Origin of the sequence: Corynebacterium sp. ES2730-CONJ (genome assembly GCF_024834055.1) — a bacterium.
GTDB lineage: Bacteria > Actinomycetota > Actinomycetes > Mycobacteriales > Mycobacteriaceae > Corynebacterium.
Genome location: NZ_JANUXZ010000006.1, coordinates 87,717 through 103,821 on the forward strand (window position 1 = coordinate 87,717; position 16,105 = coordinate 103,821).

At 53.7% G+C, this 16,105-nt stretch carries 12 protein-coding genes; 2 read left to right on the plus strand and 10 right to left on the minus strand.

Annotated elements, in window-relative coordinates:
- Positions 1 to 129 precede the first annotated feature (129 nt).
- A complete protein-coding gene (locus NXS13_RS08265; protein WP_259079817.1) occupies positions 130 to 906 on the plus strand; it encodes a fumarylacetoacetate hydrolase family protein in 777 nt (258 codons plus the stop codon).
- A 126-nt stretch (positions 907 to 1,032) separates the two neighbouring features.
- Here NXS13_RS08265 and NXS13_RS08270 read toward each other — a convergent pair whose 3' ends face one another.
- Together NXS13_RS08270 and NXS13_RS08275 are read right to left on the minus strand one after the other, a co-directional pair.
- Positions 1,033 to 2,601, minus strand: a complete 1,569-nt coding sequence (locus tag NXS13_RS08270) for a GTPase (protein WP_259158668.1) — start codon at positions 2,599 to 2,601, stop codon at positions 1,033 to 1,035.
- On the minus strand, positions 2,594 to 4,228 hold the full coding sequence (locus NXS13_RS08275; protein WP_259289614.1) for a GTPase domain-containing protein: 1,635 nt from the start codon (positions 4,226 to 4,228) through the stop codon (positions 2,594 to 2,596). The genes NXS13_RS08270 and NXS13_RS08275 overlap by 8 nt, the downstream gene beginning before the upstream one ends.
- Positions 4,229 to 4,428: 200 nt before the next feature.
- Between NXS13_RS08275 and NXS13_RS08280 the strand changes: the two genes are divergently transcribed.
- The gene (locus tag NXS13_RS08280) at positions 4,429 to 4,701 is read left to right on the plus strand and encodes a hypothetical protein (RefSeq protein WP_259079808.1); all 273 of its coding nucleotides are present in this window, start codon (positions 4,429 to 4,431) and stop codon (positions 4,699 to 4,701) included.
- Between the two features lie 394 nt (positions 4,702 to 5,095).
- On the opposite strand, the gene NXS13_RS08285 is transcribed toward NXS13_RS08280, so the two are convergent.
- The 8 genes from NXS13_RS08285 to NXS13_RS08320 form a co-directional block, all read right to left on the minus strand.
- Positions 5,096 to 5,365, minus strand: a complete 270-nt coding sequence (locus tag NXS13_RS08285) for a hypothetical protein (RefSeq protein ID WP_259079806.1) — start codon at positions 5,363 to 5,365, stop codon at positions 5,096 to 5,098.
- Between the two features lie 547 nt (positions 5,366 to 5,912).
- Positions 5,913 to 6,566, minus strand: coding sequence for a hypothetical protein (locus tag NXS13_RS08290; protein WP_259079804.1), 654 nt, complete (start codon positions 6,564 to 6,566; stop codon positions 5,913 to 5,915).
- A 36-nt stretch (positions 6,567 to 6,602) separates the two neighbouring features.
- Entirely contained in the window at positions 6,603 to 7,145 is a 543-nt protein-coding gene (gene nrdI, locus NXS13_RS08295; protein WP_259079796.1) for a class Ib ribonucleoside-diphosphate reductase assembly flavoprotein NrdI, read from the minus strand.
- Positions 7,146 to 7,185: 40 nt separating this feature from the next.
- The gene (locus NXS13_RS08300; RefSeq protein WP_259158665.1) at positions 7,186 to 8,085 is read right to left on the minus strand and encodes a class C sortase; all 900 of its coding nucleotides are present in this window, start codon (positions 8,083 to 8,085) and stop codon (positions 7,186 to 7,188) included.
- An 18-nt stretch (positions 8,086 to 8,103) separates the two neighbouring features.
- Entirely contained in the window at positions 8,104 to 12,024 is a 3,921-nt protein-coding gene (locus tag NXS13_RS08305; protein WP_259289615.1) for a DUF5979 domain-containing protein, read from the minus strand.
- A 104-nt stretch (positions 12,025 to 12,128) separates the two neighbouring features.
- Entirely contained in the window at positions 12,129 to 13,412 is a 1,284-nt protein-coding gene (locus NXS13_RS08310; protein WP_259289616.1) for an isopeptide-forming domain-containing fimbrial protein, read from the minus strand.
- Positions 13,413 to 14,240, minus strand: a complete 828-nt coding sequence (locus tag NXS13_RS08315) for a class C sortase (RefSeq protein WP_259289617.1) — start codon at positions 14,238 to 14,240, stop codon at positions 13,413 to 13,415. It lies immediately after the preceding gene.
- 127 nt (positions 14,241 to 14,367) lie between these two features.
- Positions 14,368 to 15,948, minus strand: a complete 1,581-nt coding sequence (locus NXS13_RS08320) for a SpaH/EbpB family LPXTG-anchored major pilin (protein ID WP_259079775.1) — start codon at positions 15,946 to 15,948, stop codon at positions 14,368 to 14,370.
- Positions 15,949 to 16,105: the final 157 nt, after the last annotated feature.

The window sequence follows — 16,105 nt, forward strand, 5'->3', positions numbered from 1 at the left end:
GCATACTCTCGTTGGCTGTGAATGGGAGCAATCTAACAGTATGAAAACCCTTGCGAATAGCTAATAATTGGTTAAGAATCTAAGAAAGGTACCGAGCACCCTCGGAACTCATGAAGAGAAAGAAGAACCATGAAGATCGCTCGAATCGAGTGGCACGGTCGCGAGCTATATGCCCGCGTTGATCAGGAATACCACGTGCTCGACGCCGACAACCTCACTGCTGCTCTAACAGCTGAAGAAACTGGCGAAAAAATCCCTACATCGGCACGCCTCCTCAGCCCCGTCACGCCATCGAAAGTGGTCGCCCTCGCATGTGCGTATCTAGCCGATGATCGGCCCTTTGATCCCGAGAAGGATCGCGCTCCGTTTATTTTCTTCAAGCCGAGCTCTGCGGTTGTGGGCACTAGGGATAATATCGAGGTCCCAGAAGTAGCACGCGGATCCATCTTCGAGTCTGAACTTGCAGTGGTGATGGCCAAGGATTGTAAGAAAGTGACCGAGGATGAGGCCCTAGAATATGTGTTGGGCTATACCATCTGCAATGATATGTCGGCACCAGCATTGATGGGGCAGGATGGCCAATGGTCGAGGGGCAAAGGCCTCGATACCTTCTGCCCAATCGGCCCGTGGATCGAAACCGAACTCGATAACCCTGATGATGCTCATATCACCGCCCACCTTACGCGCAACGGTCAGCGCCTTGACCTCGTCGATTCATCTACGCGGTATCAAATATGGTCCGCTGCGCAGGCCATTTCTTATTGTTCGGAATATATAACGTTGAAGGCGGGAGATGTGATTAGCCTGGGGTGCCCTCCAGGTCCTATCCCCGTGGAAGAAGGCGACACGGTTAGCATCACCATTGATGGAATCGGTACCCTCGAGAACCCAGTACACTTCATCTAAAGTATCCTTGCCAGATTTCTGACCCGGCAGAGCTCATACCTATCCGCTCACACCAATAAGCCTATTGGTGTGAGCTTTTTCTTGTCTCATAGCCGAATCGCCCTTTTTAGGCGGCGGCTGATACGCCTAGGCAAGTGATCGAAGCGCGCGCGCTAAATCTTCGTAATCCTGACGAATAACTGCAACAGGACGCACGACCGTCGCGGTAGATATTTGTGCGATCTCCTTCTTTAGTGCCCGCCGCGTCCGCGCTTTAACAACCGCTCCAATCACCCCACCAAAGGCGGCTCCCATCAGGCTGAGAAGTATGCCTATAAGTATTCCTCCAAGTATCAAAAGGGTAGGATAAGGCCATCCCTCAATGGCGGGTATGAGGCTATCGCCAAGCAGCGGCGTGAGCACCCCAGGGATGAAGGCGACAGCGAGGTACCACAGCACCCCCATAAGCGCCATAAAGAGCGCTATCCATTGGATGAAGGTCAAAAGCCCCCACGCTGCCGAAGGTTGGGCGGGCAGTTTCGTGCGCGCTGCTGCTCGGTCCAACTCTTCTGGAAGTGCGTGGGCGCTGTCGTTTCCTTGCTCAATGACCGCTAAATCCCACGGGTGCGGTAATTGATCTGCCACTGCATGCGTATAGGTGCGCACCGCCTTATTGGATATCGCTTTACTTGCGGCATCAAGGGCAGGCAATGAACTGCGGTGCACATCGCTGTGATCCTGCTCCTCCCGCAATCCCAAGCGTCGCAAAGGATCGGGGCGCAGTTTTAGTACCCAAGTCAGAAGGGGTGAACCTGTGCGTAGACCTAATCGCCGTCGATACGCTGCGGCAGTAATCTCAGCGAGGCGATCGACCCCTGCTGCCTGGGCTAGGGAGCGATCAAGCTCCTTTTTAGCGTGCGCCCCTACTTGCCCATGACGGGCAGGCACCAAGCGGTTACTCAGAGCGTGAATATCTGCTACTATCCGAGCACTCTGAGCGTTTTTGCTCGCCGCTATAGTGGCGATAGCCTCGCGCAATTCGGTGATACCACTTCCCGTAAGAGTGGAGGTTGCAAGTACCGAAACATTGTCTAACCCGTCATCGTTTAAAAGCCCTGTTAGCGATGCTGTCACCTCCGGTATATCGGCGGGGGCTAATCTGTCAGCTTTATTGAGCACGGCAAGGGTGACAGCGGAATGACTCGCATGGGGCCGAATAAAATCCTGATGGATAATCCGGTCGGCATATTTCTCCGGATCGGTCACCCACACGAGCACATCAACCTGGGCTGCCAACCGGCTCGCAATTTCTCTATTACTCTGATCAACTGAATCAAAATCTGGGAGATCAAGCAGAATAAGCGGCCCAGACTTTGCGGTGAAACTACCCGTACGGGTGCGCCGGTCTTCAATACCTAACCAGTCGAGGAGTTCGCTGGCCCCCTCTGGTTGCCAGATCGCAGCTAACGGTGCCGAGGTTGTGGGGCGTCTCGGTGAGGAGGCACCCAAATCTTCTCCGACTATGGCATTAAAAAGTGATGTTTTCCCTGAGCCTGTGGCACCGAAGAATCCCACCACCGTGTGCTCAGATGACAGTTTTCTCCTCGCAGCCGCATGAACAAGCACTTTATTCATAGCGTCGCGATCCTCTGGGGAGAGATACTGAGATGTGAGCGCTGCTTCGAGGGCATGAAGACGGTGCTGAAGCTTAGACATATTTAACCTCTGCGAGGGCTTGACGAGCTGAGCTTCTCAGCGCTTCAGCTGGGGTACCTACAATGAGCTGCTCAGTCACCGGTTGGTAGCGAGCCCGCTCATCAGCCATAAGGATTGCGACGCGTTCATCGAGATCCTGGCGCGCGCGTTTCGCCATGCGCCTGACGGCTTCCTCACCGAAGATCGTTTCCAGCAATTTCTGGCCCAATACCGCTGAGCCACCTGCGATAGCGATCTCACCACCAGTTAGCCCTGCCGTGGAAGCGAAAACCACAATCATAAGTGCGACGGTCACCGCATTGAGTCCGAGTGAGGCGAGGCGAGCGGTCATGCGTTTAGAGGCAGCGTTTTCCTCAATATAGCGCACCAAGTCTGCCTGCCAATCCCGCACGAGCGTTGCGGCCCGTTCGGATATCTCTTCACCGGCGCGGGCTAGATCATGTGAAGCCTGATCGCGTAGCTTGGGCGCTTGGGAGCCGAGGTAGGACCAGCATCGCCCCGCAGCCGTATCGGCGGCGTCGATAATTACCGCATGAAGGCCGGTTTCAATCTGCGTTTCCACCTCGCGCAGTGGGGTGGGTTTGCCGGTAAAAAAGGAGCCCACTCGATCCCGGGCGAGAGAAAACCAGCGATCAATCACTCGGAACGCGTCCGAGGTTCCCACAAAATCTTGCCACCGCGCCATGACTTCGGTGCGCAGCAAGTGTCCATCTGAGGTGGCGTCGATAATATGCTGACAGGCCCTCGAATAGGCATCATCGAAAGCTACAGCTAGCTGGGTTGCCTGCTCATGGCGACGATCATAGGAAACGGCCAATTCCTCGGTGGCTTGAACGAGTTGATCTAGGGCACCGGCTACTGTTCGCAGGGAGATCTCTCGACGCGCGGCGGTATCTAGTGCAAGGTCGTGGAGGTAAGTGGCAATAGATTCCACCGGTAGTAGTTCGTGCTGGACAAATGGCACCACAAATACCTCGGCGTCGAGTTTGCGCTCTTCGAGCATTCGGCGCAGATCATCGGGAACCGTGTCCGCTGCTTGTTGATCCACACGGTTGAGAATCACAACGACCTCAATATGTCGGGCAGCAGCATCGGATAAGAAATTCCACACCACTTGATCTGCGTAACGTGCCGGTGTGGTCACAAAGACCCATGAATCTGCGGCGGCCAATAACTGGGAGGCCAAGGCGCGATTGGTATCATCGATGGAATCAAAGTCGGGAGCATCGATCAACGCTAGGCCAGCTGGGATGAGATTCGATTCGACAATGCGCAGGCTCAGCGCTTGGGTATCAGGTTCCCCGTGTTCACGAGGAAGACCGGGAAGCACGCGCTGCGATCGAAAATATGGCGCATCGGCAGTATTCGTAATAAGGGTGGGTTGGCGGGTAGTTGGCCTAATAACCCCAGCGGCTGTCACGTTTTCCCCGACAATCGCGTTGACAAGAGTAGACTTGCCGGCCCCCGTTGAACCCCCCACGACTACGAGGAGTGGGGCATCAAGATCAGTGATCCTCGGGATAATATAGTCATCCAGCTGATTCTTCAATGTCTGCGCTTTAGCGGCATCAGCAGGGTATACAACGCCATCAAGGGTGTGGCGTAAGAGCTCAAGGGTCCCGTCCATGTTTTTCATTCTTGCAGGAAAATTGAAGTTTTCACAGCCCGACTCAGTATCACGCGCAGCAGCTAGACCACACACAGTAAAAAGGCGCCCACAAAAGTACCACACGGTTGGCGAGGAGAGCTTCGAAATATCTCCACTCTGCACAACAATGCCTGCGCACAAGGAATCTCAAGCCTCCAGCCAGTCATACGGATCAGTCTGTGCGCTGCGTTGCAGAAAGTACCCGTACTGCCTCAGACATAACGGCAGCCCGGTCAACGGTTCTCGCTCTGTCGCGCGAGGTGGCTGCGATCGTAGTTCACCTCGACGCATCTTCCTGGGCATTCTCTGGTGTTTATGCCCTCGGTGAAGTGATTCAATGGGTCCGGGCAAGCGAGATTATGGTGAGATACTGCAGCGATGAAATCGTGCCAAGAAAAATCAGCCCTCAAGAAACACCACGGCGAATCGAGCCGCGAAACCAGCAACCATAGACACAACAACTAACCAACCGTGAACTAAAATGAATGACACCAAGACCACAACAGCACCACCAAAGCGCCCCAGCACAATCACCGTGCCAGGGCGCTCATGGTAGGGATTGGTCGCACACTGTCATCTACTGCTGCACACCGACAGGAAAATGGAGACATGTAGAAACCTCAACAGCAGGTTTTACGCCTCAAAAGACTTCTTTTTCTAGAGCTTTTGCGCTAAATGCGAGGTTAGTTAAGGTAGTCACCATCCCAACTCCGATAAAAGACTGGAGGACTCCTACTCCCTCGTGCGAACACTAGGCTGCGGCACCCCAAATTCTTCCATCGCGTCCGCAATAGTCGGCCACTGTTCTATCTCGGCGTTTCCTTTAAGGAACCACCCCGCAATGGTTCATATATCCGCCTTAGCGCTCTTAGTTCGGCGTGTGTTGGTTGTTGCGAGTGTCTGGCGTTGGGCTTGGGCATAGTCGCCGTTGAGGTCGAACTTTAGACGTTCTGCGGTCTTTTTCCCGCCCCTGCGCCCTATGGTGGCGAGTGCTTTGCGTTCGCTGCTGGTGGCTTTCTCGCTAGCGCTGTGGGCTTTGTAGACCGAGCTTGTGCACGTGGTGACGTATCCGCGTATGCGACTGGCCATGGTTAGGCGATTTGCTGCGGGTGACATGTCTCCCGGTCGCCCGGCTGCTCCGTGTTTGTAAGCGACTTTTGAGGCGTGTTCGTTCACGTCAATAATCAGGGAGTCTTTTAGACGCTTGCCCTCGTTGGCTGGGCATAAGGTGGCGATTTGGGGACTATAGCCGTTGGCTCTCGAGCTGCTAATTACTGATGCTTCGGTGTTAGTTGAAAGCGAGACAGTAAAGACTGCCCGTCTGGCCGACCAGCACCGCGAGTGATCTGTTCTTGGTTCCCCTCGAAATGTGAACGCCAACAGGTGGTTGAGAAAGATATTGATTTACTGTACAACGCTCCTTGGAGGGGCGGATTGTTGCAGCTTATAAAACCGCTATCCAAGTACGTACCGCCAGTATCCGTGCATATCTCACGCAGCTGAGCTACTACGCGGAGCCCATAGCTCCCACACTCTATGAGTGTATCGTGCGCGTAGAGTCTCTTTTTTCTCAGAGGGACACTGTTGTGGTTCGCAGTCCCACCCTTCGAGAGCCGGAGTAGGTATTTTCAACTACCTCCTTTGGTTTGGCCATCACTGGCCATTACTGGCCATCAAGATACTCCCCTACCTCACCGCTTAGTTCCTCCGCAGCAGGCACGTACGTGGGGTTGAAGAGGTCGGGAGTCTGACCCGAAGCGAAGTCTTCAAGAAGGTAGATATAGCTGCCGCCCATGAGGGCGAAATAGTCAGACAGTCGATTAAAGGGCAGTCTTCGAGGGAGCACAAGCACGCAGCGATCGAAACCACTGAGGTTGGTCTGCGCGAAGGTTTCTGGGTTATGTCGTAGGTGGGTGATCAGTTTCCGTTTTGCGTTCTTTAAAATCTCACGTTGTTCAGACATGATATGTGGGTCCCATAAGAAGCGAAGCCAAAGACTCACCTTGGAAGGATCCGCGCCCGCCGACTGCACACAGCAATCAGCAAAATACTCAAATTCGATATCTTTAGCGCTCAGTCCGTGGTACTGCTTCGCTAGTGCTGCCCGCATTGATTGTGCAGTTCGATCGAAAGTAGATCCAAATTTTTGGATTGGCCCATACAGGCTGTATATCCCCCACTCATAGGGTGGACTGCCGATTTTCTCGTGCTCCAAAAGAACCCGCAACCCCATTCTGGTGAGTTCTGTGGACCGACCCGATCCGAAGTTACGGATGAGAACCGGGAATCGCCCTGTTAGTGGGATATCCGTATTCATGTTCTCACTGACTTTCTGTGGCGTTGTACCGTGGGATCAAACTGGGGATGCGGCCTGCTCGGGGGCAAAGTACTTGCGGAGTCCATCGCGGACAATGTCAACGTCGTGGCTGGTTCCAAGGAGCTCAAAGCGGTAGAGCTGGGGAACGTGACACTTTTGCGAAATGACCTGCCCCGCGGCGCAATAGGCCTCCCCAAAATTGGTATTGCCCGCACTAATAACTCCGCGAATAAGTGCGCGGTTTTCGGGGATATTCAAAAATGCCTTAACCTGTGGCGGAACCGCGCCTTTCATGCTGCCTCCCCCATAGGTAGGCACTATGAGAACGAAGGGGCGGTCTACTCGAATCATCCCCTCTTGCTTGGGTTTCAGGGGAATTCTCGCGGAGTCGAAGCCTAGTTTTTGAACGAAGCGATGAGTATTTTCACTCACCGACGAAAAGTAAACGACGAAGGGGGTCGACGCGGTTGCGCTCTCGATGGTTCTCACTTCCTTGGTGGGTTGTAGATGCCCTGTGATATCTGTCAGGCAGGGCTTAACGCAAGCGATTCGCTTATCCGCTAGCGTCGCTTGTTCCATCCTATCAGGATTAAAAACTTAGGGTACCCTAATCTTTAGGCTAGTCCTTGGAACTATCCGCGTCCCTCGTGTTCTCTTTCCGCCGTTGCCACTCACGCCACAAAACAAACGCGATCACCAGCGCAATGATGATGAGGTCGATCATCATCCACCAACTCAACACCGGCCGCCATGATTGAGAAATTTCCGGCATTTCCCGAGGCACGCGTTCAGCAGACACTAGGAGACGATCGGTGTTGATGCCATAAGGAGTGCACGTGATAAGAGTTAACTTATCGACGCCAGCTTCGTAGGTCACAGCCTGATAGTCATCTGGGGCAACAACCTGCCTTCCGGTCACCCGGTAAACGAGAACTTCTCCTAGAACATCAAGGTAGATCTCCGCGCCATCTTTAATGCGCGGGAGATTATCAAACATACTGGCGTTAACCATCCCCGTGTGTGCGGAGATGACCGAATTTGTCCCTGGCCCCCCAACTGGCACATCAGAGCCGAACATATGTCCAGCACCGTGGTAGAGCACCTCGGGGCGCGTGGTGTGGTAGACGGGTAAATCGATATCGAGTGATGGGATCGCCAATCTGGCGATCATGCCAGAAGTTTCAGGGGGATTGAGGATATCCAGATACTCGTCGTAGCCAGGCGATTCGGGCGTGGGAATAAAAGCATGATGTCCGCTTTCCGCCAAGTTTTGGTTATATACGTGGGCTTTGTGGAGATATTCGCGTATCAACTCGCTCGGCTCAATCTCTCGCACCTTTTCAGCGTAGCTGCGAGCCCTCGTATCCAATTGATAATCTGTATACAAAGTCGAGACAATGGGGAAAAGCAATACCGCAATCCCAAGGATGATATTCAGCATCCCGCGGCGCCGTTGGCTTTTGCCTCTACCACGCTTAGGGGCATGGTGCGTGGGCTTAATACGTGCCACTGCTGCCACTACAGATCCCGTTCCTCTCTACGATTCCCGCATATAACGCCACAGGCCAAATCCAAGAATGATCACACCCAGAAGCAGGAAGAGTACCAGCGACTGCAATCCAGTTTGTGGCAACATTTGAGCCACAGCTGCAGATAGTCGCAGCGCATTAGCACCAGCGATATCACTAACCTGTTGGAGATTTTCCTGCCCAGTTGTCACTGCCGTGACCTCAGCTGCAGAACCACGATAGTGATAAAAACGACGAGGGTCCCCGGGGATCTTGACCTTTATCGAGCATTCGACCTCCGCCTCGGTGTCAAGGGTTTCTATCTCGCACGCTGCAGCGGGGATGAGGCCATCATCGGATATCAGGAGCGTTTGACCGTCTGCGAGGATCTCCGCACCTGCAAGAGAAGGATCACGAAGTGTCACTGCTTCCAGAGGAATAGTCGAGCGATTACGAACTATGTAGGTTATATCCATGGCTTCCGCTTGCGCTGGAAGCACAACGGTGCCTGCAACCGCTTCGGTGAGGGCTGAAAGCCCTGCCCCCTTGATGCGCTTGTCCAGTGCGATTCCAGGAATGGTATTGCGGGCAGTCACTGTCCATTTATCCCCGTGCCTATCGGTATCCTCCGCTTCGGCAACGGGGAGAACCGTGAAGGTCCACGCGGGCCCTTCAGTTACCGCACCCTGACTCATTGCAGCCTGGTTGATCTCGCCTTGATCGATGCGATACCGCGGAGAAATATCATGCGGTTCCCACTGCGCCTGAGGAATCGTGTGATGATCGTCGATCAATTCGGTGACCTGGCATGTGGTATTGACGGGCACGTCTTTGAAGAGATGAGTCTCACCAGACCGTAAGGTGAAATCAGAAGGCTCACAATTGGAGCTGAACTGGAATTCCTGGCTAGATGAGACTGCACCCACCGCTTCCTTATGAAAGCTGACTGTCACAGTGGCTGTTCGGAAAAAAGTCTCCGAGGCGAGGGTGAGAGCCACGTCCTGATTCGAAGGCGATGGAACCGTATTCGGGGTTGAAAACTTCACAACTGGTTGCTTCATGGTCGAATCAACTCGGGTGTCCGCGCTTAAGGGATCTCGCGGGTTCCGGGAGTCTGCGACTCCCGCGTAGTCCCAGAGTCCCATCTGACTATAAGGTTTCCTGTCATCGGCGGTTACCGCGAGGTCTGGGCGCGCCTGCAGAGCACTGCCATCGAGCTGGTATTCGCAACGAGCACCAGCGGGCAGCTCTACGATTATTCCACCCTGTGGCGGTTGCGCCATAGCAGCGGAGTAGTCAGCAGCGCTCGTAGCCTTAGCGAGGGTTGTAGCTGATGAGAAATCTTCTCCGTTACAGGTAATCCTATTGATGAACTCAGCCTGTTCGAGTCCTTGAGGAGCCCCGTGTTGGATATTCACGATGCGTACTGGGACACTGCGCAGTGCGAACCATGCCGATACAGTGATGTTTGGAGAGCGCTGCCCTTGAGTATCCCTGATTTCGATAACAGGTTGCTCGGCGGTTAGCAGCGGAATTGTCCGCTCTCGACCGTCGCGGATGGTCACGGTGGACTGGTCTCGTAGCAACCTAGCCTGAGGATAGTTATAGGAGGTATCGAGATCGAGTGCACACAGGGAACCGACAGGGACTCCTTTTACCTCAACAGACTGGCCGGGTGCAGCCGCAACTCGCCCCTCGAGAACCGTCTCCTGCCCAGCTACACAACGGTAACCAATGCTCAGATCGCGGTTGGGAACTTCCCCTACCTCCCGGGCTGGGCCGGCGGCTGCTGCAGTCACCGTTACCGTCGTAGTTTTATCGTACGCGGTATCAATAGCAAGGTTACTCACAGAACCATCTTCATCTTTTAACCGGAATATATAGTCCCCAGACTGATTCTGCTCAATATTTTTGCCATCGAGGACAATATATCGATGGCGCAGCACAATATCAGGGTTGTCTACCTTGAACTTTGGAGAAAGCGTACACATAGAGCCCGCGGGAAGCCCTGGTACTCTTGTCGCCTTGGTCGTGGTCACCGTTCCGTTTTCATTACGCAGATCCACGGCCACTATGCGTTCGTCCACGCCTTCGCACGTCAAGCCGAAGTTGACCTGGCGTTGTTGCCCGGGGGCTACCAGCGTTGCAGCCGCACTCCCTCCGAGCTTTTTCGTCACATTAAGGGCGGTCAATTTCCGCTCATATGTGTTTATTGCCACGATCCGGTTCGCTGAATCGTCCTCAGCACGAAGCGTGAGAGAAGGAGAAGTCCCTGCCTGTTGCTCGGGATTCCAGGTGAGTGTGTGTTTGTAACCATCGGGCACGTCGTCGGTGGAAAGATCCTCACTGACGTGGCACGTCGCGCCCTCGACGAGCCCGTCGATTTGATGGGTCAGCGTGCGATCGCCGCCCTGCCCCAGCACGAAGTCTCCGTCGAGTTGCTGATTGCCGAAGGCTTTGTCGAAGCCTGGAGGGGGTGTGCATTGGTAGCGGAAATTGTAGGCGCGGTCTGTGTGTGGATCGAGGCCGTCGATCCTTTTTTCCACAGTGAGAGAGGCCCTATTGAACTTAGGCTTCCACTTTACTGCGCAGTAGACGGGCTCATTTTCTGCGTTTGCGTAGGTCACTGTGGAAGTATTATCGCCGTTAGTTACCACGAAACCAGCTGGGAAATTTCCCTTTTGCAGCTTTCTGTTCCCTAATTGACAGGTCCATTCGGGATCGTATCTGTCGAAGACATTAGTACCATCTGGGGTGCGGGCCTGAGAACGGAAAGTATAAGGATCCGAGGCTCGAGGGATCCCTCCTTCGTAGCGCACCGAGCGCAGTAGCGTGGCGAAGGGTGCAGCGTCCTGGCGCGCTGGTTGATCGGTACTCGAATTCACAACTGCTTCGAATTCATCCTTGGTAGAACCCGCCTCAAAGTCGAAAACAGTCTGATTCCCGAGAATTTTGGTCTCGGCTGAGGTATCAGCATCGACATGGCCGCCTATACGCCCCACATTGAGCGCAATGGCGACGCCTTGTTTACCGCCGCTCGTGCTCGACGTATAGAGACCAATCTCTAGAGAAGTGGGATTTTGAATGGAGGTTAAGAAGGCTCCGGGTTGGGTCACAGTATAATCAACTAAGCACGCGTAGTCGAAGGTCTTTCCGTCGACTTCCCAGTTAGCTGCAGCTCTAGAACCCCAGGCATTCCTACCTTCAAACGTGAAATTTAGGGTACTCGCCCATTTGCAAGTTCTACCGTCGTCGTTGTAGAGCAAGAGAGGCTGAAGGATTTTCCCGCGCGAGTCGGCCTGTAAAGTAATCGCCTCATGGTAGCTGTTACTGCGTGTTGTGGTTCTTTCGGCGTCCATGACCACGAGGTCGTATTTCTTCAACTCGCGATTATCTCGGCCAATCACCCGGATATCGCTCAAACGCACCACGGCGTACTTTTTTCCCTCTCCCCCAAACGTATGCTTCAGATATGCTCGCAGCACGGGTCGCTTAACTTTAGCCCCCGCCTTGCTCAGTTCGAGTCGGTCACTAGTTAACTGCTCATTTCGCCCTGCTTCCGTGGAGAGGCCGAAGTTAACCATTCCGTCACGATCATACCCAAATATCGACTTGTCATCTCCAGAAATAACTTCCGAAGTCACATCCATAAGATAGGAACTGCCCGCTACTATTTCAGCATTGAACTCAAGGGTGAGATCACCAATCTTTTGTCTCACCAGTTGCGGCCCGTCCCATGGATTATCAATTTGGCTAAGATCTAACCAGCATAATTGCGGAGCGAAGAGCTCGGTTTCCGACCCCGGGCTGGACACGCGAAATTCGCAACCCTCATATTCCTGAGTTGGTGTGGGGATCACCCGAGACGCTACCGGAGTTGCGGAAAAATCCGATGCATCCTCAGCGCGCGCTAGAGTATTGGGCCCGCCAACAACTATAAGAAGCCCCATGAACACGATGACTATAGCAATCAGGGCGTACCCCCGGTGCACTATGCTTGTCAATATGTTTCCTCGATAATCTCTGGTTTTAATATGAATCTGTGCTCCCGCTGTTAGGACTCGCTCTTAGGATAAACACCATCTTCGTCTCCCGATGGTCGCCGCCGGACCACCAGCCACAAGCCCACCGTTACGAGAAGAAGGGCTAGTCCAACGAGTCCTAAAACACTAGCCCCCGTCGATGCCAATGCACCTATCGGCGACTGCATCATCCACGAATTTTTATCCTGCGTGATGTCGGGCCTACTAGGCGGATGAAGCCGTAACTGACTAAGTGGCAGCCACCCAAATCCGAGCGTTAGAAAGAGGGCTAGAAGTGGCACAACAACACCAGTCATTATGCTGCTTCCAGAGCTAATCTGGGGTGCGTGGGTTATTGCGGTATCAGATTTCAGCGCTGGGTAGGCGCCTAAACATCCCGCCATTTGGGTGTCGGCTGGGCAGTATCCATCCGCGGAGGCATAGATCGTATTCGAAATCTTTGTGCCTGGGAAGAGTGGCGCTTTCACCCGTGCTCGAAAGCTAATATTCACGGTGGTTTCGGGGTGGCCTGCACGAAGCCGCGATATCGTTGTAAGGCCAGCGTCGCTCAAGGATATCGAAACCTCGTTTGCCTCCACGCTGGTGCGATAGTCGTTGGCCTCCAGGCGGACTGAGCCGTCGAGATTTTCCACCACGATAGTGTCGATGCCCTCGAAGTCTAGGTTGGTATCGAGCGAGTCGAAGAATTCCACTCGGTGAAGTTGGCCGTTGCTATCTACCGGGGGCACTTGGGCGGTGATGCTATAGGCGATAGTCTCACCCCAATCGGCGGTCTCGCGGTCTGCACGCTTGGTCACAGATGGTGGTTGAATTTTCGTTCGCACAGCGGTCGAGGGCTGATCGACGATCACTAGGAAGGGCGTCGACACGAGTTCAGGAGTATCTCCCATCCTGCGGGCGTCTTCTCGCACCTGGTAAATACCGGGTTCGAGACCTGAGAATAGAGCAACTCCGTTATCGTCTGTTCGCGCGTGCATCACAGGGCCGGTATTGACCTGCGGATCAGATGTCAGCAACTCAGGGCGTTGCAGAATGAGATCATTCAACTGGCTGGGGTCAAGTTTCCCTAAGCCGAACAGCTGGCGAATTGTGAAGGTAGCACCAATAAGTTGCTCTGGTCCCACCACGCCATCGGTGCGCTGGGTGGGATTAGCAAAGGTCTTCACAATCTGTAAATGTCGCGGAGCCTGAGCATGGGCGGGGACTATGACAAGGGCGATTGTAGATACTGCCAGCAGCGCTGCGATGAGTGATCTCCCCAGGCCCAATACTCTTGGGTGTGAGTGTAATAGCACTTATAACTCCCCGTTCATCTGCTGCGTATCCGCCTTATTTCGCCGCCTTAACATAAAGATGACTAAATACAGCAAAGCGGCTAGCGAAATTCCTACAGCTATCGTCATCCACAGCTGCCAAGGGCTGCGATACCGGCGCTCATCCTGGTGATGTGGCACATCTATGCGGCGGCCACGGACGAGCAGACGGTGCGTATTAATTCCATAAGGAGTACAGGTAACGAGAGTAAGAAGATCGTGACCTGTAATCGGCCTGATGCTGGAGATATCCTCAGGCAGTACTATTCGAATATCATCGACCTCATAAGCGAGGGTGTCGCCCACTACATCAAGGGTAAAAATATCACCGATTTTTACGTGGGTGAGGTTGTCAAACATCGTTAACGTAGCCAATCCGGTGTGACCTGTCAGTACTGCGTGGGTCCCCTCTCCCCCGACAGGAAGGGCGGTGCCATAGAGATGCCCTACCCCGTGAGCTAATGTTGATGTTGAGGTGCCGTGATAGACGGGAAGGTCAATACCGACTGACGGTATATGCAGCCTTGCCATCATGGAATCTACATTCAGATGGTCAAGGTACGTTTGGTAGCCAGGGGTTGAGGTATCAACACCGTGCACCCACGGATCTGGTGAACCGAACTCGGGCAGATTCTGGTTATACTCTCGCGCTTGGTCAAGCAGGGTGGATCGGTCCTGAGCTTCCATCTGCATTACCTTCTCCGAGTAATACTCGGCCAGGCGATTTTGTTCGCTATTTTTCAGATGCGTAAGAACAACAGGGGCGAGAAATACCACAACAGCCAGGATGATATAGAGAGGGCCTCGCATGCGCACCCGGTCTCGTGCTCTTCGCTGACGGTGACGCATGAATTTCAAGCCCTTCCCTACTTCTTTGGCAGCTGGATCCCGTCGGTGCTGGACAGACGGGATCCACCCCGCTCTTTTAGCTCAGCTTTTAGGCTGTGGCCTTGGAATCACGGCGGGTGGTATAAAGACCACGGGCAAGCAAAGCCAGACCGACAAGGAAGACGAGAACTATTCCCCATGCACCAGTAGATGGTAGCTGGTTGAGGAAGGTTGTCCTTTGGTTCTCCACTTCTGCCGTCAACTCAGCCGGACCGTTCTCGTTCTCGGTCACAACCACTGGAATAACTTCTGGGTTGCGCACAAAGCCTGCGGGAGCTTTGGTCTCGATGACACAGAACTTATTTGCTGATTCTCCCGAACCAGTTGAGTAGGACTTGATAGGGATACCGAATCCTTGGGCTTTGGCCTCATCCGAGACGACCTTGGTCGTCAGCTTTTCTTGTTGCTCTACACCGGTGCTCTGGGTAGCGGTCTTGAGAGCATTACCCTTGAGCGTCCAGGCGCCGGAATCGTTGGTGCAGTGATAGAGCTCGAACTCCGCACCTTCCAGCTCATTAGCTGGTACATTCTCTTCACCAGCAGTTTTCGTGATCGTTAGGTTGCCGAAGGTCGTCCGCGTGGGGTTGTCCTCATCACGGGTGGTGGAATACGACTTGGAGTTGATATCAAAGGTTGCTTTGTTATCAATTCGCCCGTTATCCGGAAGCGAGACGATTGTGGCGTCAAATTCCACAAAGACCTGAGCATCGGTGTGCGTCTTATAGAAAGCCTCGAGCTTGGCTAGACCTTTTTCCGTGAAGTCAACAACTATTTCATCACCGGGATTAGAGCCTGTGGTGGTAGTAAAGTCCTCAGTATCTACCAGCGTTGGGATATCTCCCGCCTGGGCGGTCCGCGCGGCTACGGTCACCTTCAAGGAACCATCGACGTACTGGAGGTTTTCCACCAGATCATCCGTGATTTTGAATTGGGTGAGATTGGTTGATGGGACCCGAGAGCTGAGTCGGTAGCTAAGGGTGCCACCCAAGGCGGCTGTGTCATCGTTGACTTCCTTAATCGGCTCAATCTTTTGGTTCTTTGGATAAACCGTGCGCTCATATACCCACTGATCACCATCGCCATTGGGGGTTGGTAGGGTGATGAGGAAGGGTGAGGTCACCGAATAACCTTCGGGGGTCTGAGTTTCGGTCACGCGGTAAACGCCAGCGCCGTTCGCAAATTCGAAAGCGGCGAGACCTTGACCATCGGTTTCCTTGCTTTGCTCAGCTACGCTGTCGTCAGCTTGAAGGGCTGCGATCGTCGCATTGGCATTCTCGGCCGATACGATGTCGTTGAGCTTCTTCCAGCTCGCAGCCTTCGTAAGGTCAAAGGCGTTACCTGCGTCATCTTTGACCTTCTCCACTTTGAAGGTGACCCCTGCTAGCGGTTGGGCGTTTTGCGGTGCGCCTTCTACATCCTCGTACTCGCCGTCATATTTGTAGATATTGAGCTTCACCGTCTGGGTAGTATCGATCTGCGCCGCAGCCTGCAGGTTGGCATCACCAAGAGTTTGCTCGATACTCAGGTTTTTATCTTCAGCGATAGCTGCTGGAAGGCCTACACCCATGCTGGTGCACGCCACGGTGACGGCGGCACACAGGGCTATGGCTCGGGGTTTTAATGAAAGCATCAATATCCTTAAAAATTTATATTTGCGTACAAGATTTGGTAGCGCGCGGACTCATGAGGTTTTCCTATGTCAGTTAAACCGTCCCGCATACGACCGACCATGGTAACTCACCTTTGCTGCGCATCCAAATATCTATCTGCGCAGCTAGATGGACAAA